General features: G+C 71.5%; 23 protein-coding genes. 17 read left to right on the top strand and 6 right to left on the bottom strand.

What is annotated here, in order from left to right; genetic code table 11:
• Window positions 1–190 precede the first annotated feature (190 nt).
• The 7 genes from DEJ11_RS16220 to DEJ11_RS16190 all read left to right on the top strand — a co-directional run bounded on the left by DEJ11_RS16220 (window position 191) and on the right by DEJ11_RS16190 (window position 9,634).
• The gene (locus DEJ11_RS16220) at window positions 191–1,549 is read left to right on the top strand and encodes an extracellular solute-binding protein (RefSeq protein WP_071404684.1); all 1,359 of its coding nucleotides are present in this window, start codon (window positions 191–193) and stop codon (window positions 1,547–1,549) included.
• A 107-nt stretch (window positions 1,550–1,656) separates the two neighbouring features.
• Window positions 1,657–2,607: a carbohydrate ABC transporter permease gene (locus DEJ11_RS16215; protein WP_027466664.1), complete on the top strand. Its 951-nt coding sequence runs from the start codon at window positions 1,657–1,659 to the stop codon at window positions 2,605–2,607.
• A 5-nt stretch (window positions 2,608–2,612) separates the two neighbouring features.
• Window positions 2,613–3,506 carry a carbohydrate ABC transporter permease gene (locus DEJ11_RS16210; protein ID WP_371830315.1) on the top strand — a complete coding sequence of 298 codons (894 nt, stop codon included), beginning with the start codon at window positions 2,613–2,615 and terminating at the stop codon, window positions 3,504–3,506.
• 105 nt (window positions 3,507–3,611) lie between these two features.
• Window positions 3,612–6,650, top strand: a complete 3,039-nt coding sequence (locus DEJ11_RS16205; RefSeq protein WP_111102535.1) for an alpha-mannosidase — start codon at window positions 3,612–3,614, stop codon at window positions 6,648–6,650.
• A 311-nt stretch (window positions 6,651–6,961) separates the two neighbouring features.
• Window positions 6,962–7,921 carry a putative endonuclease domain-containing protein gene (locus DEJ11_RS16200; RefSeq protein ID WP_111102533.1) on the top strand — a complete coding sequence of 320 codons (960 nt, stop codon included), beginning with the start codon at window positions 6,962–6,964 and terminating at the stop codon, window positions 7,919–7,921.
• Window positions 7,922–8,040: 119 nt separating this feature from the next.
• Window positions 8,041–8,781 carry a histidine phosphatase family protein gene (locus DEJ11_RS16195; protein ID WP_111102531.1) on the top strand — a complete coding sequence of 247 codons (741 nt, stop codon included), beginning with the start codon at window positions 8,041–8,043 and terminating at the stop codon, window positions 8,779–8,781.
• The gene (locus DEJ11_RS16190) at window positions 8,771–9,634 is read left to right on the top strand and encodes an NAD(P)H-hydrate dehydratase (protein WP_111047984.1); all 864 of its coding nucleotides are present in this window, start codon (window positions 8,771–8,773) and stop codon (window positions 9,632–9,634) included. Before DEJ11_RS16195 ends, DEJ11_RS16190 begins: the two co-directional genes overlap by 11 nt.
• A 140-nt stretch (window positions 9,635–9,774) precedes the next feature.
• Here DEJ11_RS16190 and DEJ11_RS16185 read toward each other — a convergent pair whose 3' ends face one another.
• Window positions 9,775–10,212, bottom strand: a complete 438-nt coding sequence (locus DEJ11_RS16185; protein ID WP_111102529.1) for a YdeI/OmpD-associated family protein — start codon at window positions 10,210–10,212, stop codon at window positions 9,775–9,777.
• Window positions 10,213–10,396: 184 nt separating this feature from the next.
• Here DEJ11_RS16185 and DEJ11_RS16180 point away from each other — a divergent pair, with 184 nt between their 5' ends.
• The 4 genes from DEJ11_RS16180 to DEJ11_RS16165 are packed head-to-tail and all read left to right on the top strand — an operon-like array spanning window position 10,397 to window position 14,527.
• Window positions 10,397–11,539: an ABC transporter substrate-binding protein gene (locus tag DEJ11_RS16180; protein ID WP_111029030.1), complete on the top strand. Its 1,143-nt coding sequence runs from the start codon at window positions 10,397–10,399 to the stop codon at window positions 11,537–11,539.
• Between the two features lie 5 nt (window positions 11,540–11,544).
• Window positions 11,545–12,549: an ABC transporter permease gene (locus DEJ11_RS16175; protein WP_258375260.1), complete on the top strand. Its 1,005-nt coding sequence runs from the start codon at window positions 11,545–11,547 to the stop codon at window positions 12,547–12,549.
• Window positions 12,546–13,460 carry an ABC transporter permease gene (locus DEJ11_RS16170; protein ID WP_111029032.1) on the top strand — a complete coding sequence of 305 codons (915 nt, stop codon included), beginning with the start codon at window positions 12,546–12,548 and terminating at the stop codon, window positions 13,458–13,460. Before DEJ11_RS16175 ends, DEJ11_RS16170 begins: the two co-directional genes overlap by 4 nt.
• Window positions 13,457–14,527, top strand: coding sequence for an ABC transporter ATP-binding protein (locus DEJ11_RS16165; RefSeq protein WP_111102525.1), 1,071 nt, complete (start codon window positions 13,457–13,459; stop codon window positions 14,525–14,527). The genes DEJ11_RS16170 and DEJ11_RS16165 overlap by 4 nt, the downstream gene beginning before the upstream one ends.
• Before the next feature lie 139 nt (window positions 14,528–14,666).
• Here the strand turns inward: DEJ11_RS16165 and DEJ11_RS16160 are convergent, their stop codons facing one another.
• Window positions 14,667–15,146 carry an NUDIX hydrolase gene (locus DEJ11_RS16160; protein WP_017888122.1) on the bottom strand — a complete coding sequence of 160 codons (480 nt, stop codon included), beginning with the start codon at window positions 15,144–15,146 and terminating at the stop codon, window positions 14,667–14,669.
• A gap of 60 nt (window positions 15,147–15,206) precedes the next feature.
• Here DEJ11_RS16160 and nagB point away from each other — a divergent pair, with 60 nt between their 5' ends.
• Entirely contained in the window at window positions 15,207–15,992 is a 786-nt protein-coding gene (gene nagB, locus DEJ11_RS16155) for a glucosamine-6-phosphate deaminase (RefSeq protein ID WP_110895274.1), read from the top strand.
• Between the two features lie 15 nt (window positions 15,993–16,007).
• On the opposite strand, the gene DEJ11_RS16150 is transcribed toward nagB, so the two are convergent.
• Window positions 16,008–17,183 carry a MalY/PatB family protein gene (locus tag DEJ11_RS16150; RefSeq protein ID WP_111102523.1) on the bottom strand — a complete coding sequence of 392 codons (1,176 nt, stop codon included), beginning with the start codon at window positions 17,181–17,183 and terminating at the stop codon, window positions 16,008–16,010.
• A gap of 44 nt (window positions 17,184–17,227) precedes the next feature.
• Complete coding sequence (locus DEJ11_RS16145) at window positions 17,228–17,800, bottom strand: TetR/AcrR family transcriptional regulator (RefSeq protein WP_111102521.1); 573 nt, start codon at window positions 17,798–17,800, stop codon at window positions 17,228–17,230.
• A gap of 77 nt (window positions 17,801–17,877) precedes the next feature.
• On the opposite strand from DEJ11_RS16145, the gene DEJ11_RS16140 reads away from it, so the two are divergent.
• From DEJ11_RS16140 to DEJ11_RS16120, 5 genes are all read left to right on the top strand, one after another.
• Window positions 17,878–18,768, top strand: a complete 891-nt coding sequence (locus tag DEJ11_RS16140; RefSeq protein ID WP_111102519.1) for an SDR family NAD(P)-dependent oxidoreductase — start codon at window positions 17,878–17,880, stop codon at window positions 18,766–18,768.
• Window positions 18,769–18,869: 101 nt separating this feature from the next.
• Window positions 18,870–21,317, top strand: coding sequence for a GH92 family glycosyl hydrolase (locus tag DEJ11_RS16135; protein ID WP_258375259.1), 2,448 nt, complete (start codon window positions 18,870–18,872; stop codon window positions 21,315–21,317).
• A 67-nt stretch (window positions 21,318–21,384) separates the two neighbouring features.
• The gene (locus DEJ11_RS16130; RefSeq protein WP_146249993.1) at window positions 21,385–21,663 is read left to right on the top strand and encodes a hypothetical protein; all 279 of its coding nucleotides are present in this window, start codon (window positions 21,385–21,387) and stop codon (window positions 21,661–21,663) included.
• Entirely contained in the window at window positions 21,660–23,531 is a 1,872-nt protein-coding gene (locus DEJ11_RS16125; RefSeq protein WP_111102513.1) for an alpha/beta hydrolase, read from the top strand. The genes DEJ11_RS16130 and DEJ11_RS16125 overlap by 4 nt, the downstream gene beginning before the upstream one ends.
• Window positions 23,515–24,078, top strand: coding sequence for a hypothetical protein (locus DEJ11_RS16120; RefSeq protein WP_258375258.1), 564 nt, complete (start codon window positions 23,515–23,517; stop codon window positions 24,076–24,078). Before DEJ11_RS16125 ends, DEJ11_RS16120 begins: the two co-directional genes overlap by 17 nt.
• Before the next feature lie 34 nt (window positions 24,079–24,112).
• Here the strand turns inward: DEJ11_RS16120 and nagA are convergent, their stop codons facing one another.
• Both nagA and DEJ11_RS16110 read right to left on the bottom strand, forming a co-directional pair.
• Window positions 24,113–25,279: an N-acetylglucosamine-6-phosphate deacetylase gene (nagA, locus tag DEJ11_RS16115; RefSeq protein WP_111102509.1), complete on the bottom strand. Its 1,167-nt coding sequence runs from the start codon at window positions 25,277–25,279 to the stop codon at window positions 24,113–24,115.
• A complete protein-coding gene (locus DEJ11_RS16110) occupies window positions 25,276–25,683 on the bottom strand; it encodes a YrdB family protein (protein WP_084740750.1) in 408 nt (135 codons plus the stop codon). The genes nagA and DEJ11_RS16110 overlap by 4 nt, the downstream gene beginning before the upstream one ends.
• Window position 25,684 lies beyond the last annotated feature (1 nt).

Here is a 25,684-nt window from a genome sequence, read left to right as displayed (position 1 = left end):
GAAGTTGAATCGGGCGTACCTGGTCGAAACTTCCGACCCGGTACGCCCGATTCCCCCCGGTACGCCCGATTCCGCCCGGTACGCCCGAATCCGCCCGAGAAACTCCTTGACAGGTTTAAGTCAATACGGTGGACTAATCCTGCGCGCGGGCGATGGTGCCCGCGGACATCACCCGTGCAAAGGAGCACCGATGAAACGCACCCGCATCATCGCCGGACTCGCAGCTGTGGCCGTGGCCGCAGTCGGTCTGGCTGGCTGCTCGAGCTCGGGGTCCGCCTCGAGCGACACGATCAAGATCGCGTACCAGAAGTTCGGCGCCTTCCAGCAGCTCGACGCCCAGATGAAGGTCGTCAAGAAGCAGTACGAGAAGGACAACCCCGGCAAGAAGGTCACCCTCGTGCCCATCCAGGCGCAGGGCAACGACTACTACACGAAGCTCGCGCTCATGAACAAGGCGCCGGCCACCGCCCCGGACGTCATGTACGAGGACACGTTCCTCGTCAAGGCCGATGCCGAGGCGGGCTACCTGCTGCCACTCGACAAGTACACGGACAAGTGGGACGAGTGGGACCAGTTCTTCGACAACGCCAAGCAGGCCGGGCAGGGTGACGACGGCAAGATCTACGGCGTCCCGATGGGCACCGACACCCGAGCCCTCTGGTACAACAAGGACATCTTCAAGAAGGCCGGGCTCGACGTCCCGTGGAAGCCGAAGACGTGGGACGACGTGCTCGCGGCGGCGAAGACCATCAAGGAGAAGCAGCCCGACGTCATCCCGTTCAACATCTACTCGGGCAAGGCGCAGGGCGAAGCCTCGACCATGCAGGGCTTCGAGATGCTCCTGTACGGCGCCGACGGCTCCGGCAACACCCTGTACAAGGACAAGAAGTGGGTCACCGGCTCGAAGCAGTTCGAGGACTCGCTCAAGTTCGTGAAGGACGTCTACCAGGGCGGCCTCGGCCCGACACCGCAGCAGGCGCTCGACACGAACGTCGGCACGACCATCGCCCAGACGTGGCTGCCGAAGGGCAAGCTCGCGATCGACCTGGACGGTTCGTGGCAGTCCGGCACGTGGCTCAAGTCCGGCACCGCGCCGTGGCCGGAGTGGAACGACGTGATGGGCCAGGCGCCCATGCCGACCCAGAACGGACAGGCTCCCGGCTACAACTCGATGTCCGGCGGTTGGACCCTGGCGGTCGGCGCGAAGTCGAAGAACCCGCAGGCGGCGTTCGACTTCATCACGAGCTTCCTCGACAAGGACGGTTCGCTGAAGTACGACACCGAGAACAGCCAGATCGCCGTCCGGAAGGACGTCGCGGACGACCCGGCCTACACGGCGGCGAACCCGACGTTCAAGTTCTTCTCGGGGCTGGTGGAGAACACCAACTTCCGCCCGGCGACGAGTGACTACTCGCAGGTGTCCAACGCGATCCAGGTCGCGATGGAAGCGGTCATGACGGGTCAGCAGTCGCCGAAGGACGCGGCTGCCGCCTACGACAAGGCCGTCACGCAGGTGGTCGGCAAGGAGAACACCGTCTCCGCTGGTTGACGGACGTCACCCACTGACGGACTGGAGGCGCGGGGCGGTCCCGCACCGCGCCTCCCGTCCGCTCTTCCCCACCTTCGGAACCCCTCCGCACCCGGAAGGCACCCATCGTGTCCAGCACCCCCCTCGCGCCGACGCTGTCGGCGCCCGGTGCGCCGAAGCGCACCGATCCACCCGTGCCGCGCAAGCGGCGACCGCTGCGGAACGTCGGACGAGCGGTTCCGCTCATCCCCGCCCTGGTCCTCCTCGTCATCTTCCTGCTGGGCCCCGTCATCTCGTCGTTCTACGGGTCCTTCACCAACTCGGCCCTGACCGGCGCCAGCGCGGCCGACCAGCAGTTCGTCGGGTTCCAGAACTACGTCGAGCTGTTCCAGGACCCGGACTTCCCGAAGTCCGTCATCCTGACCGTCGTCTTCCTGCTGGCCTCGGCCGTGGTGGGACAGAACGTGCTCGGCCTCGGACTGGCCCTGCTGATGCGCTCGGCGAACAAGGCCGTCCGGGCGATCGTCGGCACCTTCGTGGTGGCCGCGTGGGTCCTGCCCGAGATCGTGGCGTCGTTCGCGGCGTACGCGTTCTTCAACGACGAGGGGACGCTCAACACGTTCCTCGCGTCGATCGGGATCACCGGCGCGAACTGGCTCTACACGTACCCGATGCTCGCCGTGATCCTGGCGAACATCTGGCGCGGCACCGCGTTCTCGATGCTCGTCTACTCGGCCGCCGTGCAGGAGGTCCCCGAGGAGATCACCGAGTCCGCCGAGGTCGACGGAGCCACCGGCTGGCAGCGGCTCGTCTACATCACGCTCCCGGTGATCCGCCGGAGCATCTCGACGAACCTCATGCTCACGACGCTGCAGACCCTGTCGGTCTTCACGCTGATCTTCGTGATGACCGGCGGCGGTCCGGGCACGAACTCGTCGACCCTGCCGATCCTGGCGTACCAGGAGGCGTTCAAGTTCTCGCAGCTCGGCTTCGGGACGGCGATCGCGACCATCCTGCTCGTGGTGGGGGCGGTCTTCTCGATCATCTACATCCGGGCCCTCAAGCCGGAGGTGGACTGATGGCCATGACAGCCCCGTCCCTCGACCAGACCACGACCCGCTCGGTGACCGCACCGGGGTCGATGCACATGACGTCCCCGCGCGGACGCACCATGCGGTGGGTGTCGAACGTCGTGCTGCTCGTCATCGCGGTGTGCTTCGCGGTGCCGCTGCTCTGGCTCGTGCTCGCCTCGTTCGACACCCAGGCGTCGCTGTCGGTGAAGCTGCCCTCGCAGTTCACGCTCGACAACTTCGCGAAGGTGCTCACCCCCGAGCTGTCGTTCATCCCGCTCGCGAACAGCCTGCTGCTCTCCGGCGGCACCGCGGTCGTCACCGTGGTGTTCGCGCTGCTGGCCGCGTACCCGCTGTCCCGGTACAAGATGCGGGTCAACAAGCCGTTCCTGTACAGCATCCTGTTCGGCACCGGTCTGCCGATCACCGCGATGATGGTGCCCGTCTACGCACTGTTCGTGTCGCTCAACCTGATCGACAACGTGTGGGGCTGCATCTTCTTCCTCGCCGCCACGTCGCTGCCGATGGCGATCTGGATGGCGAAGAACTTCATGGACTCGGTGCCGATCTCGCTCGAAGAGGCGGCGTGGACCGACGGCGCCTCGATGCTGACAACCCTGACCCGCATCGTGATCCCGCTCATGCGTCCGGGCATCGCGGTCGTGTTCATCTTCGTGTTCATCCAGGCGTGGGGGAACTTCTTCGTCCCGTTCGTCCTGCTGCTCTCGCCCGAGAAGGTGCCCGCCGCGGTGAGCATCTTCAACTTCTTCGGGCAGAACGGGGCGGTGGCGTACGGCCAGCTCGCCGCGTTCTCGATCGTCTACTCCGTGCCCGTCATCGCCCTCTACGTGATCGTGTCCCGAGGCCTCGGCGGCGGCAACGCCCTCGCCGGCGGCATCAAGGGCTGATCCGCCGGTCCACGCCCCGCAAAACACCGGTGTTCGCGAGTCGAACACCCGCGAACCGCGGTTCCGTTCGCGAACGCCGGTGTCTTGCAATCAGAAAGGAAGCACATGCACCAGGACGAACCGCTCGTCGAGGCCCGGATCGCCCGCCTCGTGCGCGACCGTGTCGACCCCGCCGTCCTCCGTCGCTCGGCGCCGGTGACGATCGAGGCGTGGGAGGTGCCGGGCGAACCGGTGCCGTTCGACGCCGCCGTGGGCGAGACGTACACACCGTTCACGGTGGGGTCGCACTGGGGCGGACGCCCGTGGGGCACGACCTGGTTCCGGGTGACCGGCACCGTGCCGGCGGACTTCGGCACCGCGCCGGGGACCACGGCCGAGCTCCTCGTCGACCTGGGGTTCACCAAGCGGCAGCCCGGGTTCCAGGCCGAGGGACTCGCGTTCCGCGCCGACGGCTCCACGATCAAGGCGATCGAGCCGCGGAACGACACCGTGCCGCTCGAGGTCGGCCCGGGGGAGTCCTTCGAGCTCTGGATCGAGGCCGGGGCGAACCCGGACATCGGCGGCGACTCGTTCCAGGGTGCGACGCCGCTCGGCTCGCGCTCCACCGCCGGCGACGACCCGATCTACCGCCTGAAGGCTCTCGAGGTCGTCGAGCGCGACGACACCGTGTGGGAGCTGCAGCAGGACCTCTGGGTGCTGCGCGGGCTGATGGCCGAGCTCCCCACCGACGGCACCCGCGGCGCCGACATCCTGCGGGCACTCGAACGGGCCGCCGACGCCCTGGACCCGGACGACGTCGCCGGCACCGCCGCGGACGCCCGGCAGGTCCTGGCGCCCGTGCTCGCCGTCCCCGCCAGCCCCGCCGCCCACCGCGCGATCGCCGTCGGGCACGCCCACATCGACTCTGCCTGGCTGTGGCCCGTGCGCGAGACGAAGCGCAAGTGCGCCCGGACGTTCTCGAACGTGCTCGACCTGATGGACCGCGACCCCGACTTCACCTTCGCCTGCTCGTCCGCGCAGCAGTACGCGTGGATCCGCGACGAGTACCCGTCCATCTGGACCCGCATCAAGCAGCGGGTCGCCGAAGGGCGGTGGATCCCGGTCGGCGGCATGTGGGTCGAGTCGGACACCAACCTGCCCGGCGGTGAGGCCCTGGCCCGCCAGTTCGTCGCCGGCAAGCGCTTCTTCCTGGAGGAGTTCGGCATCGACACCCCGGAGGCCTGGCTCCCCGATTCGTTCGGCTACTCGGGCGCCCTCCCGCAGATCGTCCGCGCCGCCGGGTCGAAGTGGTTCGTCACGCAGAAGCCGTCGTGGAACGAGACGAACGTCATCCCGCACACCTCGTTCCACTGGGAGGGCATCGACGGCTCGCGCGTCCTGACGCACCTGCCCCCGGCCGACACCTACAACTCCGACGTCTCGCCCGCCGACCTGCGCCGCGGCGAACGGAACAACAAGGAACGCGGCACCGCGAACACCTCGATGCTGCTGTACGGCTTCGGCGACGGCGGTGGCGGTCCCACCCGCGAGATGGTCGGCGCCGCACACCGCCAGCACGACCTCGACGGGTCGCCCCACGTCACGCTCGGCACGCCGGCGCAGGTGTTCGAGCAGCTCGAAGCCGAGCTGCCGACGCCCGGGGTCTGGTCGGGGGAGATGTACCTCGAGTTCCACCGCGGCACCTACACGTCGCAGATCCGCACGAAGCAGGGCAACCGCCGCTCCGAGCACCTGCTGCGCGAAGCCGAGCTCTGGGCAGCGACGGCGGCGGTCCGGCTCGGCAGCGAGTACCCGTACGCCGAACTCGAGGACGCCTGGCACACCGTCCTGCTGCAGCAGTTCCACGACATCCTGCCCGGGTCCTCGATCGCGTGGGTTTACGAGAACGCCGAGGAGCAGTACGCCCGGGTCGCCGAGGTGCTCGAGGGGCTGATCGGCAGCGCGACGACGGCGCTCGCCGCAGGCGGGACCGCAGCCGTCAGCGGCGCCGCTGCCGACGACGCCGCGTCGGTCGTGCGCTTCAACGCCTCGCCGGTCGCGGCAGGTGACGTGACCGCCCTGGCAGGTTCGGTCGTCCACGCGCCGCGACCCGTGCCTCCCGTCCGGAGCGGCGACCGCTTCGTCTTCGACACCGGCGTCGTCACCGCGACCATCGACGCTGCCGGCCACGTCGTCTCGTTCGTCGACCACGCCACCGGACGCGACGCGATCGCACCAGGCGCTGCGGCGGCGGAGTACACGGTCTTCCGGGACACCCCGAACCAGTGGGAGGCCTGGGACATCGACCGCGCGTACCAGCGCAACGGCACGGTGCTGTCGGCGTCGTCGGTCGCGATCGCAGGCGACGAGCTCGTCGTGGAACGGTCCTTCGGATCGTCGACGCTCACCACGCGCTACTCCGCCGTACAGGGCGAACCGGAGCTGACCGTCGAGACCGAGGTCGACTGGCACGAGCACCAGAAGCTGTTGAAGCTCGCGTTCCCGATCGACGTGCTCGCGTCGTCGGCCTCGAGCGAGATCCAGTTCGGGCACATCGACCGGCCGACGCACCAGAACACCTCGTGGGACCACGCCCGCTTCGAGACCTCGGCGCACCGTTGGGTGCACGTCGCGGAGCCCGGGTTCGGCGTCGCGGTGGCGAACGACTCGACCTACGGCCACGACATCACGCGCGAGACCCGGCCGGACGGCGGGATCACCACGCTCGTGCGGGAGTCGCTGCTGCGCGGACCGACGTTCCCGGACCCGAACGCCGACCAGGGGCACCACGTGTTCCGGACGGTGCTGCGGATCGGGGCCTCGGTGCTCGACGCCGCCGACTCCGGGTACCGGCTGAACCTGCCGGTGCGGAGCGTGCCCGGGTCCGCCGAGGTCGCGCCGCTCGTCACGGTGTCGTCGCCGCAGGTGTTCGTCGAGGCCGTCAAGCTCGCCGAGGACCGCTCCGGAGACGTCGTCGTGCGCCTGTACGAGGGGCTCGGGGGCCGGGCGACGGACGTCGGGGTCGCCTTCGGGTTCGACGCTGCGTCGGTGTCGCAGGTCGACCTGCTCGAGCGGCCGCTGGAGCGCTCGTGGTCGGCCGGGGAGCCCGTCGTGCTGACCCTGCGTCCGTTCGAGATCGTGACGCTGCGCGTGCGTCGGGCCTGAGGCAGCGGGCCCGGCGTTCGGTCGGGGAGAGACCGCGGCGCCGGACGGGACACGGGTGCGTTCCGTCCGGCGCCGTGTTGCGTGTGGGTGTGGGGGTGCGGGCGTGGGCCGGGCCGGGTGGAATCGGGCGTAGCTGGTCGAATCGGGCGTACCTGGTCGGAACTTCTGGCCAGGTATGCCCGATTCCGCTTGGCATCGCGGCCGTTCTGGGAAGGAACGTCTCCCCTCCACAACCGCTCAGGCCTGGAGGCCCGTCCACAGTTCCCGCGTCCGGCCCGTTCACGCGTGGCTGATCGGGCATCGTCACGTGCATGAACGAGTCGCTGCCCATCCTCCGAGCCTCCGCCATGCACGAGGCAGGCCTCGACGCCACCACCCTGCGCCGCCGAACCCGGACCCAGGGTGTCGGCCGCCTGGTCCGGGTCGGGCCGAACGCCTTCGTCGACGGTGCCGCGTGGGACGCCGCCGGGCCTCGTCAGCGGTACGTCACCCGGGTCTTCGCGCGGCTCGGCCGTCTCGGCACGCGGGAGACGGCATCGCACCTCTCCGCCGCGGCCCTGCACGGCCTCCCGGCGCTCGGCGGGTGGGACGTCCCGGTGCACGCGACGGTGCCCGAGTCGATGTACCGGGGCCGGAGCGCCGAGCTGGTCCTGCACACGAGACCCGTCGGCCGGGGCGAACGGGCCACGGTCGGTGCGATCGCGGTCACCTCCGTCCCCCGGACCGTCGTCGACGTGGCGATGACCGGCGACCTGCGGGCGGGCGTGGTCATCGCGGACGCCGCACTGCAACGTGGGTTCGACGACGCCGACCTCCGACGAGCGGTTCCTCCGAAGGCTCGCGCCCGAGCCCTGGCGCAGCAGGTGCTCGACCTGGCCGACGGGCGCTCCGGGTCACCGGCCGAGTCGCTCGCGCGGGTCGTGTTCCGGGAGCTCGGGCTTCCGGACCCGGTGCTGCAGCAGGAGTTCGTCGTCGACGGCCGTCGGTCCGCAGTGGACTTCTGGTTCCCGGACCACGGGGTCATCGTCGAGATCGACGGGCGGGCCAAGTACTCCCAGGAGCGCTACCTGGGCGGCCGGAGTCCGACCGAGGTGTTCCTCGACGAGAAGCGGCGGCACGGTCGCTTGCTCACCGTGCCGGGTGTGCGGACGATCATCCGGCTCGAGTGGCGAGACCTGTTCGACCTCGATGCGCTGGCGCTGCGACTCCGGGCGGCGGGGCTCCCGTGTGCCGTCCGACCGGTCCGGAGCGCTCGGCTCCGTACGGGGTGACCGCTCGGTGCCGCGCGGGGTGACCGTCCGGTGCCGCGCGGGGTGACCGTCCGGCGCCGCGCGGAGTGACCGTCCGGCGCCGGTGAACCGGCACAGCACGCGCTGGCTAGCGTGGCGGCATGGCAGTGCAGGAGATCTGGCTCGTCCGTCACGGCGAATCGGTCGCGAACGTCGCGGCGGCTCGGGCCGAAGCCGCGGGCGACGACGTGATCGACGTCGAGTTCCGGGACGCCGACGTCCCGCTCAGCCCGCTCGGCACCGATCAGTCTCGTGCCCTCGGCCAGGAGCTCGCCGACCGCGGAATCGACGACGTCCCCGTCGCGCTGTGGGTGTCGCCGTACCTCCGCGCGCAGCAGACGATCGCGATCGCGCTCGAGGCAGCCGGCATCGCCGAACCCGAGAAGCGGGTGGACGAGCGCCTCCGCGACCGCGAGCTCGGCGTCCTCGACCTGCTGACCCTGCAGGGCGTCCGCAACCGGTACCCGGACGAGGAACGCCGGCGGCAGTGGCTCGGCAAGTACTACCACCGGCCGACGGGCGGGGAGTCGTGGGCGGACGTGATGCTCCGGCTCCGGTCGCTCTTGGGTGACCTCGAGCGGGTCGACGGTGTCGAGCGCCTGGTGATCGCCGCGCACGACGCCGTGGTGATGCTCGCCGTCGCGGTGTGCCTCGACCTCGACGAGCCGGCGCTCATGGAGTTCGCCCGGACCCACGCGGTCGCGAACGCCTCCCTCACCCGACTCCGTCGTGACGATGCCGGATCGCCGTGGGTGCTCGAGGAGTTCTCCTCCATCGGACACCTGGACGACGACGAGGTCACCCAGCACACCGGCCGGAAGGACGACGAACATGTCCACTGAACCCGTCACCCCGAACTTCCTGCGGGACTGGCCACTGCCCGAACCCGGTGCCGGCAAGTACGGCCGCGGGCAGGTGCTCATCGTCGGCGGCGCCGCTCGGACCCCCGGCGCCGCGATGCTCTCCGCGCTCGCCGCACTCCGCGTCGGCGCTGGTCGCCTCACGCTGGCGGTCGGCCGGAGCGTGGCGAACGAGGTCGCGGTCGTCGTGCCCGAGTCCGGGGTCGAACCCCTCGACGAGGACCAGGACGGACACATCGCCGTCGGTGCGATCGAGGGCATCGCGGACAGCGCCTCGAGCGCCGATGCGGTGCTGGTCGGGCCGGGGCTCGACGAGCCGGACGGTTCGCGTGACCTCGTGGCCGGACTCGCCGACGTCGTCGGTCCGCAGACCACCGTCGTGCTCGACGCCTTCGCCCTCGGGGTGGCCGCCGAAGTGCGGGACCGCCTGGAACCGTTGCGTGGACGGCTCGTGATGACGCCGAACTCCGGCGAGGCCGAACGCCTGCTCGGGCGGGAGTGCAGCGACGACGACGTGGCCGACGCCGTGGCGATCGCGAACCGCTTCGGAGCGGTCGTGGCCCTCGGCGACGCCATCGCCACACCGCAGGGTCGGGCGTGGCTCAAGGGCACCGGCTCCGGCGGTCTCGGTACGAGCGGCAGTGGCGACGTGCTGTCCGGCGCGGTCACCGGCCTGCTCGCCCGCGGCGCCGATCCGGCACAGGCCGTGGCGTGGGCGTCCTACGTGCACGCTGCCGCAGGTGACCGACTCGCGGTGCAGGTCGGGCCGCTCGGGTACCTGGCGAGCGAACTCGTCACCGAGATCCCGCGGGTCCTGGTCGAGCTCGGGGCCTGAGCGCGCCCGTTCTTTCCCAGAACGCCCGCGATACCTAGCGTTTTCGGGCATACCTGCCGAGAACTTCCGACCAGGTACGCCCGAATCGACCAGGTACGCCCGAAACCACCAGGCCGCCCGACCCCGCCCGCCCCGCACCCCTACCCCCGCAGCGACTCCACGGCCTTCTCGATCCGCCGGGCCCTGGTCTCCGGGGCCTTCGCCTGCGTGACGGGGTCGGCGAGCGCCCGCTGCCGTGAGTTCGACAGCGTGTCGAACGCCGCACGCACGCCGGCCTCCTGCAGCGCGGCGGCCAGGTCCTCCGGCAGGTCGACCGTCCGGGGCAGGGTGTCGACCTCGAGCGAGACCTCGACGGTGTCCCCTGCGGCGATCCCGGCGGCCTCACGGTGCGAGGCCGACAGCGGCACCAGGAACTGCTCGTCCATGACCCCGACGGTGGAGCGGTAGGTGTAGCCCCGGTCGATCGTGACGACCACCGCGGGGCGCTTGCCGGATCCGAGCGCCTCGATGACGGACTCCGGGACGGGGAGTCCGGTCGCCGTCTTCCGTGCTTGCAGGACCGTCGTCGTGAACCGCATCCGTGCCTCCAGGCCTGGTGTGGGCGCGACCCTGCGCCCAGAACGAGCAAAGCGTACAGCCGCACCCGCTGTTCCGCCGTCGTTCACCACCGGAGCACGGGCCGGAAACCGGCCGCGTCCACGATCGAGCAGAACCCGGACACCCGGTCCCCGCAGCACCTTCCCCCACCCGAAAGGCCCACCCGTGCAGCACAAGCGCACCCTGGCCGGCATCGCCCTGGCCGCCGCCGCAGTCGTCACCCTCGCCGGATGCTCCTCGACGAGCTCCGCCAGCACGAGCAAGGGCGACGCCGACTGGAAGACCACCACCAGCGCCGAGTCCGCCGGCGGCATGGACGCCCTGGTCAAGGCTGCCAAGGCCGAGGGCCAGCTCAACGTCATCACGCTCCCGCCGACGTGGGCCAACTACGGCAAGATCATCGACGGCTTCACCAAGAAGTACGGCATCAAGATCAACTCCGCGAACCCGAACGGCTCGAGCGCCGACGAGGTCGCCGCGGTCAAGTCGCAGAAGGGCCAGTCCACCGCCCCCGACGTGCTCGACCTCGGCAACGCCGTGCTGCAGGAGAACCTCGACCTGTTCGCCGACTACAAGGTCGCGAACTGGGACGACATCCCCACGAACCTGAAGGACGAGGACGGCGCCTGGACGCGCGACTACACCGGCCTGATGTCGATCGGGTACGACTCGTCGAAGATCTCCGACGCCCCGAAGGACATGACGGACCTGCTCGGCTCCGAGTACAAGGGCAAGGTCTCGATCGGCGGCGACCCGACGCAGGCGAACCAGGCCGCGTCCGCGGTGTACCTGGCGGCGCTGGAGAACGGCGGCTCGGCCGACGACATCACCAAGGGCGTCGACTTCTTCGGCAAGCTCAAGCAGGCCGGCAACTTCCAGAACGTGCTGCCGACGCAGGCCACCGTCGCCTCGGGTGAGACCCCGGTCGTCGTCCAGTGGTCGTACAACAACCTGGCCTGGGGCCCGGCGGCGGGCGCGAGTGGCAACAAGGACTGGAAGACCGTCGTCCCGAAGGGGCAGGCGCTCGGCTCGTACTACTCGCAGGCCATCAACAAGGACGCCCCGCACCCCGCGGCCGCCCGCCTGTGGGAGGAGTACATCGCCAGCCCCGAGGTCCAGAACCTGTACCTGCAGGCCGGCGCCTTCCCGTCCACCCTCGCCGCGCTGACGAAGTCGGGCAAGGTCGACCAGGACGCCCTCGACGCCGCCGGTGGCGCACCGAAGGACTACGTCGAGCTGACCGACGCGCAGGTCGCCGACGCCGCCAAGGTGCTCAAGGCCAAGTGGTCCTCGACGATGGGGTCCTGAGCAGCATGACCACCGCATCGGCAGACGCGCCCGCGGCGAGCGGCGCAGCCGCGACCGACGCCGCACCGGCGACGAGCGCGACGAGCGCGACGAGCCCCGTGCGCCCGACGTCCGCACGAGCGTCCACCGATGCCGTCCGACGCGGCGCCGGACCCCGTGTCCGGCGCCGCGTCGGCCTCGCCTGGCTGGGGCTGACGCCCTTCGCCGCCTACGTCCTGCTGTTCCTCGCGGTCCCCGCCGTGATCGCGATCGGCAGTGGCTTCGTCGACGGCTCCGGCGCGTTCACGTTCGCGAACCTCGCGGCCTTCGCCGACCCGTCCGTGCTTCGGGCGTTCGGCGGGTCGTTCGGCCTGTCCGCCGCCTCCGCGGTCATCGGTGCCGTGCTCGGCGCGGTCGTCTGCTGGGCGCTCTCGGCACTGCGGCCGGACGGACTGGTCCGGTCGATGATCGACTCGGCGGCCAGCGTCCTCGCACAGTTCGGCGGGGTCATGCTCGCGTTCGCGTTCATCGCCACGATCGGTGTGCAGGGCCTCGTCACGACGTGGTTGGTCACGGTCTTCCACGTCGACCTCAACGCGGACGGTGCCTTCCTGTACACGGTGCCCGGGCTCGTGATCCCCTACGTCTACTTCCAGGTGCCGCTCATGGTCCTCACGTTCATGCCCGCACTCGAGGGCGTCAAGGCCCAGTGGGGCGAGGCCGCCGCGACCCTCGGCGCCTCGCGCCTGACGTACTGGCGCCGGATCGCGTTGCCGGTCCTGGCGCCGGCGTTCTGGGGGTCGCTCCTGCTGCTCTTCGCGAACGGCTTCTCGTCGTTCGCCACCGCCGCGGCCCTCATCTCGCAGGGCGGCATCGTGCCGCTGACGATCCGCACGCAGCTCACCAGCGAGACGCTCGCCGGCCTGCAGAACGTCGCCGGGGTGCTCGCGTTCGGCATGGTCGTCGTGATGGCGGTCGTGATGGGCGCGTACTCGCTGCTGCAGCGCCGTGCCGCACGGTGGCAGCGATGAGCGCGGCGGCCCCGGTCCGTCCGGTCCGCCCGGCGCAGCCGGTTCGGCTCGGAGGCCCGTCCCGCGTCCGCCGCTTCGGCACGGCCCCGTCCCGTGGTGCGGCAGCGATCGTGCTCACCGTGATCGGGCTCCTGTTCGCCGTGCCGCTGGTCGCCCTGCTGCAGTTCACCTTCCGGCAGGGCACCGACGGCGGGCTCACCTTCGCGCACTGGGCGGCGATCGGTGACCCGGCCAACGCGTTCACCTACCAGCCGGTGTTCGACGGGCTCGGGGCGTCGCTGCTCATCGCCGTGATCACCGTCGGGATCGTGCTGCTCGTGCTGCTGCCCGCCCAGATCATCACCGCGCTCCGCTACCCCAGGCTCCGGAGCGTCCTGGAGTTCGTCTGCATCGTGCCGATCACCGTGCCAGTCGTGGTGCTCGTCGTCGGGTTCATCCCCGTGTACCAGGTCGTCTCGCAGGTCTTCGGGTCCGGCTCCTGGACGCTGGCGTTCGCGATCGGCATCATCACGCTGCCGTTCGCGTTCCGCCCGATCGCCGCCGCCATCACCGCGACGGACCTGATCGTCCTGTCCGAGGCGGCCCGGTCGCTCGGTGCCTCGTGGTGGACCGTCACCTGGCGCGTGCTCCTGCCGAACCTGCGCCGGGGCATCACCGCCGCGTGCTTCCTCACGATCACCGTGGTCCTCGGCGAGTACACCCTCGCCGCGTTCCTCTCCCGCAGCACGTTCCAGACCGGGCTCGTGCTCGTGCAGGGGACCGACCCGTACGTCGCCGCGATCTTCTCGGTCGCCGCGCTCGCGTTCGGCTTCGTGCTGCTCGTCCTCATCGGCCGCATCGGGACCCGTCGCACGGGCCGCGTCCGCCGCACCCGCACCACCCGTCGTCCCCGCCTCGAGGAGTCCGCATGACCGTCACCGCTCCGGCAGCCCCGGCGTCCCTCGCCACCACCGGTGCCGTCGTCGAACTCCACGCCGTCGAGAAGCACTACGGCGTACACCGTGCACTCGCGGGACTGTCCCTCCGCGTCGAGCCGGGGGAGTTCGTCTCGCTCCTCGGGCCGTCCGGTTGCGGCAAGACGACGGCGCTCCGCGCGCTCGCGGGCCTCGAGGCCATCGACGCCGGCTCGATCCGCATCGACGGCCAGGACGTCGCCGACACCCCGGTCAACAAGCGCGACATCGGCATGGTGTTCCAGCAGTACTCGCTGTTCCCGCACATGACGGTCCGGCAGAACGTCGCCTTCGGCCTCGAGATGCGCCGGGTCCCCGCCGCCGAGCGCAAGAGCCGCGTGGTCGAGGCCCTCGACATGGTCCGCCTCGGCGAGTTCGCCGAGCGGTACCCGCACCAGCTCTCCGGCGGACAGCAGCAGCGCGTCGCCCTGGCCCGCGCCCTGGTCACCCGCCCCCGGGTGCTCCTGCTCGACGAGCCGCTGTCGGCCCTCGACGCGAAGGTCCGGGTGTCGCTGCGCGACGAGATCCGCCGCATCCAGAGCGACCTCGGCATCACCACCGTGTTCGTGACGCACGACCAAGAGGAGGCGCTCGCCGTCTCCGACCGGATCGCCGTGATGCAGGCGGGCGACATCGAGCAGGTCGGCACGCCCGAGGAGCTCTACCGCACCCCGTCGTCGGCGTTCACGGCGGACTTCGTCGGGCAGTCGAACCGGCTGCAGGGCGACCTGCGCGGGGGCGACGTCTTCGTGTACGGGTTCCGGGTGCCGGCCCTCGACTCCTCGGCTCCGGACGGGCCGGTGCTCGCCTACGTCCGGCCGGAGGACATCGCCTTCGCCCCGGAGGGCATCACCGGCACCGTCGTCACCTCGAGCTTCCTCGGATCGATCCGCCGCACCACCGTCCGTTTGGACGACGACACCGTCGTGACCGTCCAGCACGAGGTCGGTGACCGCCGGGCCACCGGCGACCCCGTCGCCGTGCGCCTGCTCGGCGCACCCGTGGCGGTCGCGCCGCTCGCGTAGCTCCCCCCCCCCCCCCCCGCGAACGCGACAGATGGGCGCGGATGCTTCGCGGACTTCTGTCGCTTTGGCGGGGTGGGCGGCACCGACGGCGGACGGGAGGCCCGTGGCGGCCTGGCACCGCGCCTCCAGACCGGTGGGGTCAGCGCTGGAAGCGCGCCTCGCGCTCGTCGGCCAGCCCTGCCTCGACGCGTGCTCGCATGTTCTCCGACATGTCGGGCAGGGCGTCGAGCCGAGCCCAGAACGCCTCGGTGTTCTCGCCGTCGGCGGGGTTCGGCGTCCCGGAGACGTACCGGCAGGCGAAGACGAGGTCGAGGTACTGCGACCGGTCGCCGTTCGGGTAGGTCATCTCGGGCAGCACCTGCACCCAGGCCAGGCGTTCGGCGACGGCGACGACGTCGGCTTCTTCCAGGACCTCGCGTTCGGCGGCGACGGCGGGTTCCTCGCCCGGGTCGACGATCCCGGTGACCGGCGTGTACGCGCCCGTGTCGGCCCGCCGGACCACGAGCAGTTCGCGATCGGCGCCGGAGCCGCGGGTCACGATGGCGCTCACGCCCGACAGCCAGAGCGGCGCCGTGCCGATCTTCTCGCGCAGGGACAGGACGAAGTCGGGGGTCGGCATGCGTCCACGCTACCCACACGACCCCTGTCGCAGACTGGTCATGACCAGTAGGCTTGCCGTGTGGAGATCATCATCCTGCCCACGCCGGACGAGGTCGGTCGCGTCGCCGCGGCCAAGATCGCGTCCGTCGTCGCCAAGAAGCCGTCCGCCGTCATCGGTCTCGCCACCGGATCCAGCCCGCAGGGCATCTACACCGACCTGCAGCGCCGGGTGCAGGCGGGCGAGATCTCGTTCGCCGAGGCCCGTGGGTTCGCCCTCGACGAGTACGTCGGCATCCCGCTCGAGCACCCCGAGTCGTACGCGGCCGTGATCGCCCGCGACGTCGTGGCACCGCTCGGCTTCGACGCCTCGCGCGTGCGGGTGCCGGACGGCCGTGCCGCCGACCTGGAGTTCGCGGCCAAGGAGTACGACGCCGCGATCCGTGCCGCGGGCGGGATCGACGTGCAGATCCTCGGCATCGGGGCCAACGGCCACATCGGGTTCAACGAGCCGACCTCGTCATTCGCCTCGCGCACCCGCATCAAGACCCTCGCGCCGTCGACCAGGGACGCCAACGCGCGCTTCTTCGACTCGCCCGAGCAGGTCCCGACGCACTGCATGACGCAGGGGCTCGGCACCATCCTCGAGGCCCGCGAGCTCGTCCTCGTCGCCCAGGGACCGTCGAAGGCGGCCGCCGTCGCTGCGGCGATCGAGGGGCCGCTCAGCTCCTTCGTGCCCGGTTCGGCCCTGCAGCTGCACGAGCACGCGACCGTCGTCGTCGACGAGGAAGCCGCCGCCGGGCTGCAGCTCGCCGACTACTACCGCTACACGTACGCGAACAAGCCGGCCTGGCAGCGGTTCGAGTAGGCGTCTGGCTCGGGGTCAGGCCCTGGCCGCTGCGGCGAGGCGGCTGAGCCCCTCGTCGAGGGTCTCCGCCGAGCACCCGAAGTTCAGCCGCGCGAAGCCCCGGCCCTCCCGTCCGAACGCCGGGCCGGAGCCGAGCGCCACCTTCGCCCGGTCGACGAGCTCCGCCGCGGGGTCGTCTCCCCACGGCAGCGCCCGCAGGTCGAGCCACGCCAGGTACGACGCTTGCGGCTGCCGGTACTCGGCGCCGGGCAGCACGTCGCCGATCCGCTCGGCCAGGGTGCGCCGGTTCGCGGCCAGTTCGGTGAGCAGCGACGCCAGCCACGGCCCACCCTCGCTGAAGGCCGCCACGCTCGCCGTGTAGCCGAGGATGCCGGTGCGCTCGACGACCTCGGTCGGCAGTCCGTCGAACCAGGCGCGGGCCCGCTCCGAGGCGCCGATCATCATCGCGCACTTCGTGCCGGCGAGGTTCCAGGCCTTGCTCGCACTCGTCAGGGCGACGCCGAGCGACGCGGCCTCGGGGCAGGACTCCAGGAACGGCGTGAACACCGCGTCGGCGTGCACGAGCGGCGCGTGGATCTCGTCGGACACCACGACGGCGCCCCACTCGGCGGCCAGCTTCGCGAGTGCGACGAGCGACGCGCGGTCGTGCACCAGGCCCAGGGGGTTGTGCGGGTTGCAGAGCAGCACCGTGCGGGCTCCGTCGGCGAACGCCTGCGCGATGCCGTCCAGGTCCATCCGCCAGCCGGCCGTGGTGTCGAAGGGGTCGGCCGGGCCTGCGGGGGCGAGGAGCGGGACCTCGGTGACGGTGCCGCCTGCCTCGGACACGTACTCCCAGAACGGCGGGTACACGGGCGGCATGATGACGACCTGGTCGCCCGGCTCGATGACCCGGCGCAGCACCTCGACCGCAGCGACCGACACGTCCGTGGTGGTGCGGACCAGGTCGGGGTCGACCCGCCATGCCCACCGGCTCTCGGCGAAGTCGGCGAACGCCTCGGGCAGGGCCCGTCCGTGCCCGACGTACCCGGTGTCGCCGTTCGTCACCGCCGTGACCAGGGCGTCGCGGATCGGTTCGGCGAGCATGCTGTCCATCTCGGCGACGAACATGGGGAGCACGTCCGGCGGGTAGGCCGTGTACTTCTCGCTCGTGCGGGACCGGTACGCATCGAAGACGGACACCATGACGCTCATGCGCCCATCCTGACAGCGAGGCACGCGGGGCGCGAGGGTGGTGGTCAGGCCGGGCGGAGGCCCGCCAGCAGCACCTCGACGTAGCGCTCGGGGTCGTGCACCCGGGAGCCACCGGCCACGGCGGCTGCCCGCATCCCGCACAGCAGTCGTCGCAGGTCGTCCGCGTCGACGTCGGCACGCACGAGCCCCTCGGCCCGTGCCCGTGCGAGCAGCGCATCGACGGACTCGACCAGGTCGCCAGCGAGCGCCGCGGTGTCGGCGCACGAGAACCCGCCGTTCGTCAGCAGGTCGCCGAGGGCCGCGTCGTCGACCATGCTCCGGAACGCAGCCGTCACGACCCCCCGGAGCGCGTCCGCCGCGTCGGGCAGCGCGACGGCGACACGGACGAGGTCGAGCATGTCCTCGAGCGCGTCGATCGCGAGCGCCTCGAGCAGGTGCTGCTGCGACGGGAAGTGCCGGTAGGCGGTCCCGACACCCATGCCGGCCTCGTGCGCGACGGCGTTGAGGAGCGGCTGCTCGCCCCGCTCGAGGAACGACCGGGCGACGTCGAGCAGCGCGGTCCGGTTGCGTTGCGCATCGGAGCGCAGCGCTTCGGGTCGGGCCATCGCGATCGTCATACGGACACTCTATCCGCTTGTGCTAGCGTTCCGGATGGATCATCCGATTCCAGACGACGAGTGAGCAGGAGACGACCATGGACACCTTCGAGTGGGAACCGTCCGCGATGCCCGACCAGCGCGGCCGGACCGTGGTGGTCACCGGCGCGACCGGCGGACTCGGGCTGGTGGTCGCGACCCGACTCGCAGCCGCCGGAGCACGCGTCATCGCGGCGGTCCGCAACCCCGACAAGGCGGCTCGCGTCCTGCCCGTCGGCCTGGAGGCGCGGGTCGTCGACACCGCGTCGGTCGCCTCGGTCACGGCGTTCGCCCGGCAGCTCGCGGCGGACGGCATCGTCGTGGACGCCCTCGTCAACAACGCCGGCACGACGCTGGGCGCGTTCGGGTTGACCGACGAGGGCATCGAGCGCACCTGGGCCACCAACGTCGTCGGGCCGGCCGTGCTCGCCGACGCGATGCTCCCGGTGCTCGGCGGACCGTCGCCCCGGGTCGTGCTCGTCGGGTCGAACCTGTCGCAGCGCACCCGCCGCGTGCCCGCACCGGGCGGGGTCGACGATCCGAGCGACTACTCGCAGCTCGCCGTGTACACCGACTCGAAGACGGCGGCGACGGCGCTCGCGGTCGACCTCGGTGAGCGGCTCCGCGCGGCCGGCTCGGACGTCCGCTCGGTCATCGCACACCCCGGCATCGCGGCGACGGGGATGAACGACCAGGCCGAGACCCTCGCGCAGCGCCTCGGCGGCATGATCGCCCGCAGCATGGCCCGGACCGCGGAGGACGGCGCTCGCTCGACGCTCTGGTCGGCCACCGCGCCGGACGTCGCCGAGGGGGTGTTCGTCGGGCCGGCGCTGCGACGTGGTGACCGGCGGCTGCACGTCGTGCCCGTCCGCGGGACCGCCACCGACCCGGTGTTCCGGCAGCGGGCCCGCACCTTCGTCGACGAGGTCGCCGCCCGCACCGTCGTCTGACCGGGCGAGGCCGGGCCCGTCGCCGAACCCGACGTGAACAGCGGGAGAGCGCTCGGTGACGCGGGCGGCGTCCCCCGTCCGAGGGGGCTAGCGTCACCGATGTGAACCGATCTCGCGTGCACCGTCGCCCGCTCGTCCGTCCGCTCCCGCTCGCCGCGGTGGCCACGATCGCCGCACTGCTGGGCACGGCGATCGTCGCCGCGCCGGCCGTGGCCACGCCCTCGACGCAGGCCGGGCGCACCGTCAGCGATCCCGCGCGGTACGTCGATCCCTTCATCGGCACGAGCAACAACGGCAACACCTGGCCCGGGGCCACCGCGCCGTTCGGCATGATGCAGTGGAGCCCCACGGGCACCGCGGGCGACCAGACGTCGACCCCGGTCGCGAACGGCTACTCGTACGACGTGAACCGGCTGCGCGGCTTCAGCCTGACACACCTGAACGGTGCCGGGTGTGCTCCCGGGGCTGCCGGCGACGTGCCGATCATGCCGGTCACGACCCCGGTCACGACCTCGCCGTCCGCCGACTCGAAGGACGCCGTCTACGCCGCCGGGTACTCCCACGACCAGGAGTCCGCGAGCCCCGGCCGCTACGGCGTCACGCTCGACAACGGCGTCCGCACCGACCTGGCCGTGACCACCCGTGCCGGCGTCGGCGCGTTCACGTTCCCGGCCGGCAAGGACGCGAACCTGCTCTTCCGCACGTCGAACTCGATCAACGGCAGCGAGGCCGCGACCACCCGCGTCGACCCCCGCACCCGCACGGTCAGCGGCAGCGTCCTGACCGGCGGCTTCTGCAGCCGCCGCGCGAACGGCGGCGGCGCCACCAACCCGGACCGCCGCAGCTACTACCGCCTCTACTTCACCGCGACGTTCGACACGGCGTTCGCGAGCACCGGCACCTGGAAGGACGGCACGGTCCAGCCTGGAGGCACGTCCTCCTCCGGTGGGGAGGGCTACCTGACCGGCGCCGACCGCGCCGGACGCGGCTCCGGCGCGTGGGTCGGGTTCGATGCGCGTCGCGGAGCGACGGTGCAGGCGAAGATCGGCATCTCGTACGTGAGCGCGGCAGGGGCGGTCGCCAACCGTGACGGCGAGGTGACCAAGCGCTCGACCGTCGCCAGCGTGGCGGCCGACACACGGGCCTCCTGGAACCGTGAACTGTCGCGCCTGCGCGTCGGTGGCGGCACGGCGGACCGCACCACCCAGCTGTACACGTCGGTCTACCACGCACTCATGCAGCCGAACACGCTGAACGACCGCGACGGTCGCTACCTCGGGCCCGACCTGCGGGTGCACCGGATGGACCGCGGACACCGGGCCGTGTACGGCACGTACTCCGGGTGGGACCAGTACCGGGCGCAGATCCAGCTGCTCGCGCTGCTGCGGCCGGACGTCGCCGGGGACATGGCGCAGTCGATGCTGCGGTTCGCCGAGCAGAACGGCGGCGTGTGGGACCGGTGGCTGCACCTCGGAGCGCCGACGCACGTGATGACCGGAGACCCCTCGGCCGCGACGCTCGCCACCTGGTACGCCATGGGCGTCCGGAACTTCGACGTCCGGGCCGCCTACGCCTCGCTCAAGCACCAGGCGACGGTCGAGAACGCGGACGCCGAGAGCGACATCGGGTGCCCGGGGCAGTGCCTGGCGCAGCGGCCCGCACTCGACGAGTACCTGGAGCGGCAGTACGCGGCGAACGACGACTGCTCCTGCTGGGGCGGTGCGGCCGAGACCCTCGAGGACTCGATCTCCGACAGCGCGCTCGGGTACTGGGCTGGTTCCCTCGGGCTGCGCTCGAACGCCCGGATGTTCGCGGAGCGTGGGTCCTACTGGAAGAACACCTTCAACGCCGCCGTCGGCTACCAGGCTGCTCGTCAGGCCGACGGATCGTGGACGCCCGACTGGTCGCCCTCGACCGGCACCGGGTTCGCACAGGGCACCAGCGCGCAGTACACCTGGCTCGTGCCGCAGGACGTGCAGGGGCTGTCGAGCGCGCTCGGCGGTGACGACGCCGCGACCGCTCGGCTCGACGACTTCTTCCACGACAGCACCGGTGCGTTCGCGGTGACCGGTGGCGACGCCACGAAGTTCGACCCGACGAACGAGCCGGACATCCACACGCCGTGGATGTACAACGCGCTCGGCAAGCCCTGGAAGACGCAGGGGACCGTGCGGCAGGTCGTGGACGACGCCTACTCGACCGGCCCAGGCGGCCTGCCGGGCAACGACGACCTCGGCACGATGAGCGCCTGGTACGTCTTCGCCTCGATCGGCCTGTTCCCGCAGACGCCCGGGCGAGCGGAGATGCTCATCGGCAGCCCGACGTTCAGCACGGTCGACATCCGGCGGTCGAGCGGCGAGCGGATCGTCATCCGGTCCTCGGGGACCGAGCCGTACGTGCACGGCGCCCGGTTGAACGGGTGGACGCACGAGCGGTCCTGGGTGCCGGCGTCCTTCGTGACGCGGGGCGGCACGTTGTCCCTGCGGGTCGGGGACACGGCGGACACGGGCTGGGCGAGCGGGGAGCGGGGGCGCCCGATCGACCGCTGAACACCGCTTGACACACCGTAGTTCAGCGGTGATATGTTGACCCCCTCGGGGAACACGAGGGGGCACCATGGGGGATTTGACGGTCGACCTGCCGACGATGCAGGCGGTCGCACGAGCGGCGGGGCAGGCGGTCACCGACCTCCGCTCTGAGCGCCCGTTGTCCGGCTCGGACGGCGGTGCGTTCGGCTCGGGGACGGTCGAGTCCGCGTTCGTCGCGTCGGCCAGGGCGCACGACGCGATGATCCGGTCCCTCGGTGACGACGCGGACACGCTGCGCGAGTACGTGACCGCCGCCGCCGAAGCGGTCCTGCGTGCGGATGCCGAGCTCGCCCGGCGGGTCCGGTGAGCGCGGACCCCGTCGCGGGCGACCCGGACGGCATCCATCGGATCGCCCGTCGGCACGACGACCACTCGGACGCGGTCCGTGACGGCGCCCGGCACGTGCTCGTCGCCGCGGAGCACGCGGCGTCCGGCTGGGCAGGGCGGGCGCAACAGCGGTTCCTCGTGACGGCGGCGGCGATGCCGGCGAGTGCCCAGCGCGTCGCGGCGCGGCTGGACGCGGCTTCCGCCGCACTCGCCACCTACGCGCGCCAGGTGCGGGAGATCCAGGACGACGCCGCGAGCCTGCAGACGACCCGGCGGAACACCGCGGACGACATCGCGGCCAACGAGCGGGCGATCCGCGATGCCACCGTGGTGGCGTCCGGACCGGATGCGGTCGAGTCGGACCGTGCGCTCCTGCAGCAGCTGGAGCGCAGCGGCGAGTGGTTGGCAGCGCTGGACGCTCGGCTGACGGCGCAGTGGGACGAGCTCGTCGCCCGCCGAGCCGCAGCCGACCGAGCGGCGGCCTCCGCGCTCGAGGACCGGTCGGTGCTCGGCAAGCTGGTCTCCGCGACGGTCGTGTCCGCGATGAGTGACGGGCAGTTCCTCACCTGGCTCGGCACCCTCGACCCGGAGACCGTCGCCGCGCTCGGTGACGACGCACGGGTCGCCAAGCGGCTCGCCGGACTCGACCCTGCGCACGTGGCCGGGTGGTGGCAGGCGATGTCGGGCGTCGACGGTGTGCCGTCCGCGGTCCAGCGGGCGTTCGTCGCGGCGATGCCGGCGGTCATCGGCAACCTGAACGGTGTCGCCTCCTGGGCGCGGGCACGGGCGAACACGACGGTGTTGGCTGACCGGCTCGCACACGCGCGGAAGCAGGTCCGCCACTGGCGCGAGCGGCACGACGCCGCCCGGAACCCGGCCGAAGCGGCGACGGCACGGGAGCACTTGCTCGTCTGGGAACGGCAGCGCGACGCCTACCGGAACATCCAGGACACCCTCGCCACGACACCGGTCTCGCTGGTGGCACTCGTCGACGACCGTCCCCCGCTCGCGCAGATCGTCGCGGGTGACCTCGACCGTGCCACGCACATCAGCGTCATCGTGCCGGGCATGAACACCGCGACGTACCAGGACGGCACGGTGCAGGACTACAGCGCGATCGCCCGCGGGATGCGTCGTGAGGAAGCTCGTGTGGCTGGCATCCGCCGCAGTGACATCGCCGTCGTGTCCTGGATCGGCTACCACCCGCCGATGGCCGACGACCCGTCCTTCCGGACCGTCCTGGCGGACGACCGAGCGCGAGCGGGCGCCGAGCGACTCGTCGCCGACCTCGACGGGTTCCACGCGGCACGAGCGGCCGCCGGGCGGGACGCCGACCTGACCGTCATGGGGCACTCCTACGGCACGACCGTGGCGACCATCGCCCTGACGAAGACCCACGCCGACCACGTGGTGCTGCTGGGCTCGGCCGGCGTGACGGACGCCGTACCGAACGCGTCCGCGCTGCACGTGCCCGAGGGGCAGGTCTTCGCCAGCCAGGGCGCGAAAGACGGCTGGGCCGTCACCGGGCAGAACCTGTCCGGTCGGCGTGACCCGACCGAGTCCACGTGGGACGCGCACGCGTTCAGCTCCGAGACCGAGGGTCGTGGGTCGGACACCCTGCACGGCGTCACCCGCCACGGGCCGTACGACGGCGATGACGACGACGGCCGGTACTCGTACTTCGACAATGGGACCACCGCCCAGCACAATGCTGCACGAGCGGCGATGGGACACGGGGACGAGATCCCGGAGCGGGGCGGGCCCTTCGACCGGATGCGGCAGCAGACCAAGGACGACTGGCTCATGTACGGCTGGCAGACCGGGGGCACCGGTGTCCCGACGCTCTGAACGGTCGTGGGCGGCACTCGCCGGAGCCCTGGTGGTCACCGCACTCCTGACCGGGTGCACCGGCGCCTCCCCGGACTCCCCGATCCAGAAGGACACGTCGATGAACGTCGAACAGTCGCACCAGGACGTCCTGGACATCTTCGCCGCCGTGCGCTCGGTCGTCGGGCAGGACGGGTGGGGTGACGAGGACCCCGGGTGGAACCTCTGCGGAAGTGATGGCGAGGACGCTGCGCAGTACACCTACGCGAGCACTCGGCGGCTCCCGCTTCCTGGTACAGCGGATCAGGTTGCCGAGGGGGTCACACGGGCCCTCGCGGCGATCGGGTACGAGGGTGCGCGTGTTCAGCACGACACGGAACTCACGCCGGAGCGGACGGTCATCAGCTACCCGAAGGGGTACCTCGGTGGGACAGCGGCAGACGGGTTCGCCATCTTCTTCCAGGCGTTCGATTCGTACGCGGACGTGGCCATCGACGGCCACTGCGTCCCCGGCCGGGCCCCACGGTTCGGTGAGCCGCTCAACCCCCGCCCGACCGACCTGCCGTGACGTGTCCGAGCGAGCCGTCTGCGCCGTGCGCGCTTCAGCGCAGCTCGCGCCCGCCGCCCCAGACGCGCTCGACCTCGAGCGACGGCGACAGTGCCACCAGATCGGCGGCGAACCCCGGCGCCAGCCGACCCAGACGGTCGCCGAGCCCCAGCGCGCCGGCTGGCACGCTCGTCAGCGCCGCCACGGCCTCGGGCAGGGTCCGCCCGGCGAGCGAGACCGCGTTGCGGAGCGCCACGTCCTGCGTCAGCGTCGACCCCGCGATGGTCTCCGTCCCCGCCACGTGTGCGACGCCGTCGGTCACCGTGACGTCGAGCGACCCGAGCCGGTACGAGCCGTCCGCAGCGCCGGCGGCACCCATCGCATCGGTGATCAGCGCCACCCGACCCGGCGTCGCCCGGAAGAGCGTGTCCGCCACGACCGGGTGCACGTGCACGGCGTCCAGGATGAGTTCGAGCGTCACGCGGTCGTCCGACACGGCGGCGCCGATCGGCCCCGGTGCGCGGTGGTGCAGCCCGGGCATCGCGTTGCAGGCGTGGGTCAGGATCGTCGCGCCGGCGTCGAACGCGGCCCGCGCCTGGTCGTACGTGCCGACCGTGTGGCCGACGGCGACCGTGACGCCGGCGTCGACGAAGCGGCGGACGGCGTCGAGCGCTCCGGGCAGCTCGGGCGCGATCGTGACCTGGCGGATGACACCCTCGCCCGCTTCGAGCAGGGCGTCGACCGCGGCGGGGGTCGGCTCGATCAGGAACGACTCGTTGTGGGCGCCCTTGTTGTGCGGGGACAGGAACGGTCCCTCCAGGTGCACACCGAGCACGAGCGGGTCGGTCGCCATCACGGCGCGGACGTGGGCCAGCGACGCCGCGAGCGCGGGGACCGGGTTCGCGACGAGCGACAGGACGGAGCGGGTCGTGCCGTGCGAACGGTGCATCGCGAGCGAACGGTCGAACGAGTCGTCCTCGTACGCCTCGGTCGCCCCACCGTGCCCGTGCAGGTCCACGAATCCGGGCGTCAGGACCGCGTCGCCCAGGTCGACGACCCGGTCGGCCACGGGGGCCTCGGGGCCGGAGCCGGTCGCGTGGATCCTGTCGCCGACGACCAGGACCCAGCCGTCGGCCGTGGTGCCGGCCGCGTCGACGACGCGGGCTGCGCGGACCAGCGTGCGCTGGGCCTCCTGGCCGGTCTGGAGGCCCGTGGTGCTCATGCGGTCTCCTTGCGGAACGCGATCACGCCGCTCAGGGCGGCGATCACGATGAAGACGATGCCGACGACCGGGTGGCCGATGGAGATCCAGGTCGCGCCTGCGGCGACGACCAGGGCGACCTCGACGATGGTCTTGCCGACGATGTCGGTCTCGATCGGGGAGCGCGGCGACCGGAAGAAGTACCAGACGACCGCGGCGAACAGCGGAGCCCCGACCATGAACAGGTAGCCGGGGAGCGGGAGCTGCCACGACCAGTAGCCCCAGAAGGCCAGGGACAGCAGGCCGAACACCATCACGGCGATCCGCAGGATCATCCAGGCCTCGAACCGCCGTCGCGGCTGCCGGACGGCTGCCGGGTCGGGGACCGATTCCCAGTCGACGGGGGACTGCGGGGCGTTGGTCATG

The sequence above is a fragment of the Curtobacterium sp. MCLR17_058 genome, from assembly GCF_003234705.2.
Taxonomy (GTDB): Bacteria; Actinomycetota; Actinomycetes; order Actinomycetales; family Microbacteriaceae; genus Curtobacterium; species Curtobacterium flaccumfaciens.
This window is presented reverse-complemented; position numbering and strand designations above follow the sequence as displayed.

What these genes read in the sequence shown, in the direction of transcription:
- DEJ11_RS16185 (WP_111102529.1), bottom strand. Translation starts at nt 10,212, where the DNA reads ATGCGGTTCACGACGACGGTCCTGCAAGCACGGAAGACGGCGACCGGA.
- DEJ11_RS16160 (WP_017888122.1), bottom strand. Translation starts at nt 15,146, where the DNA reads ATGCCGACCCCCGACTTCGTCCTGTCCCTGCGCGAGAAGATCGGCACG.
- DEJ11_RS16170 (WP_111029032.1), top strand. Translation starts at nt 12,546, where the DNA reads ATGAGCGCGGCGGCCCCGGTCCGTCCGGTCCGCCCGGCGCAGCCGGTT.
- DEJ11_RS16110 (WP_084740750.1), bottom strand. Translation starts at nt 25,683, where the DNA reads ATGACCAACGCCCCGCAGTCCCCCGTCGACTGGGAATCGGTCCCCGAC.
- DEJ11_RS16205 (WP_111102535.1), top strand. Translation starts at nt 3,612, where the DNA reads ATGCACCAGGACGAACCGCTCGTCGAGGCCCGGATCGCCCGCCTCGTG.
- DEJ11_RS16220 (WP_071404684.1), top strand. Translation starts at nt 191, where the DNA reads ATGAAACGCACCCGCATCATCGCCGGACTCGCAGCTGTGGCCGTGGCC.
- DEJ11_RS16165 (WP_111102525.1), top strand. Translation starts at nt 13,457, where the DNA reads ATGACCGTCACCGCTCCGGCAGCCCCGGCGTCCCTCGCCACCACCGGT.
- nagA (WP_111102509.1), bottom strand. Translation starts at nt 25,279, where the DNA reads ATGAGCACCACGGGCCTCCAGACCGGCCAGGAGGCCCAGCGCACGCTG.
- DEJ11_RS16150 (WP_111102523.1), bottom strand. Translation starts at nt 17,183, where the DNA reads ATGAGCGTCATGGTGTCCGTCTTCGATGCGTACCGGTCCCGCACGAGC.
- DEJ11_RS16130 (WP_146249993.1), top strand. Translation starts at nt 21,385, where the DNA reads ATGGGGGATTTGACGGTCGACCTGCCGACGATGCAGGCGGTCGCACGA.
- DEJ11_RS16145 (WP_111102521.1), bottom strand. Translation starts at nt 17,800, where the DNA reads ATGACGATCGCGATGGCCCGACCCGAAGCGCTGCGCTCCGATGCGCAA.
- DEJ11_RS16140 (WP_111102519.1), top strand. Translation starts at nt 17,878, where the DNA reads ATGGACACCTTCGAGTGGGAACCGTCCGCGATGCCCGACCAGCGCGGC.
- DEJ11_RS16175 (WP_258375260.1), top strand. Translation starts at nt 11,545, where the DNA reads ATGACCACCGCATCGGCAGACGCGCCCGCGGCGAGCGGCGCAGCCGCG.
- DEJ11_RS16195 (WP_111102531.1), top strand. Translation starts at nt 8,041, where the DNA reads ATGGCAGTGCAGGAGATCTGGCTCGTCCGTCACGGCGAATCGGTCGCG.
- DEJ11_RS16200 (WP_111102533.1), top strand. Translation starts at nt 6,962, where the DNA reads ATGAACGAGTCGCTGCCCATCCTCCGAGCCTCCGCCATGCACGAGGCA.
- DEJ11_RS16210 (WP_371830315.1), top strand. Translation starts at nt 2,613, where the DNA reads ATGACAGCCCCGTCCCTCGACCAGACCACGACCCGCTCGGTGACCGCA.
- DEJ11_RS16190 (WP_111047984.1), top strand. Translation starts at nt 8,771, where the DNA reads ATGTCCACTGAACCCGTCACCCCGAACTTCCTGCGGGACTGGCCACTG.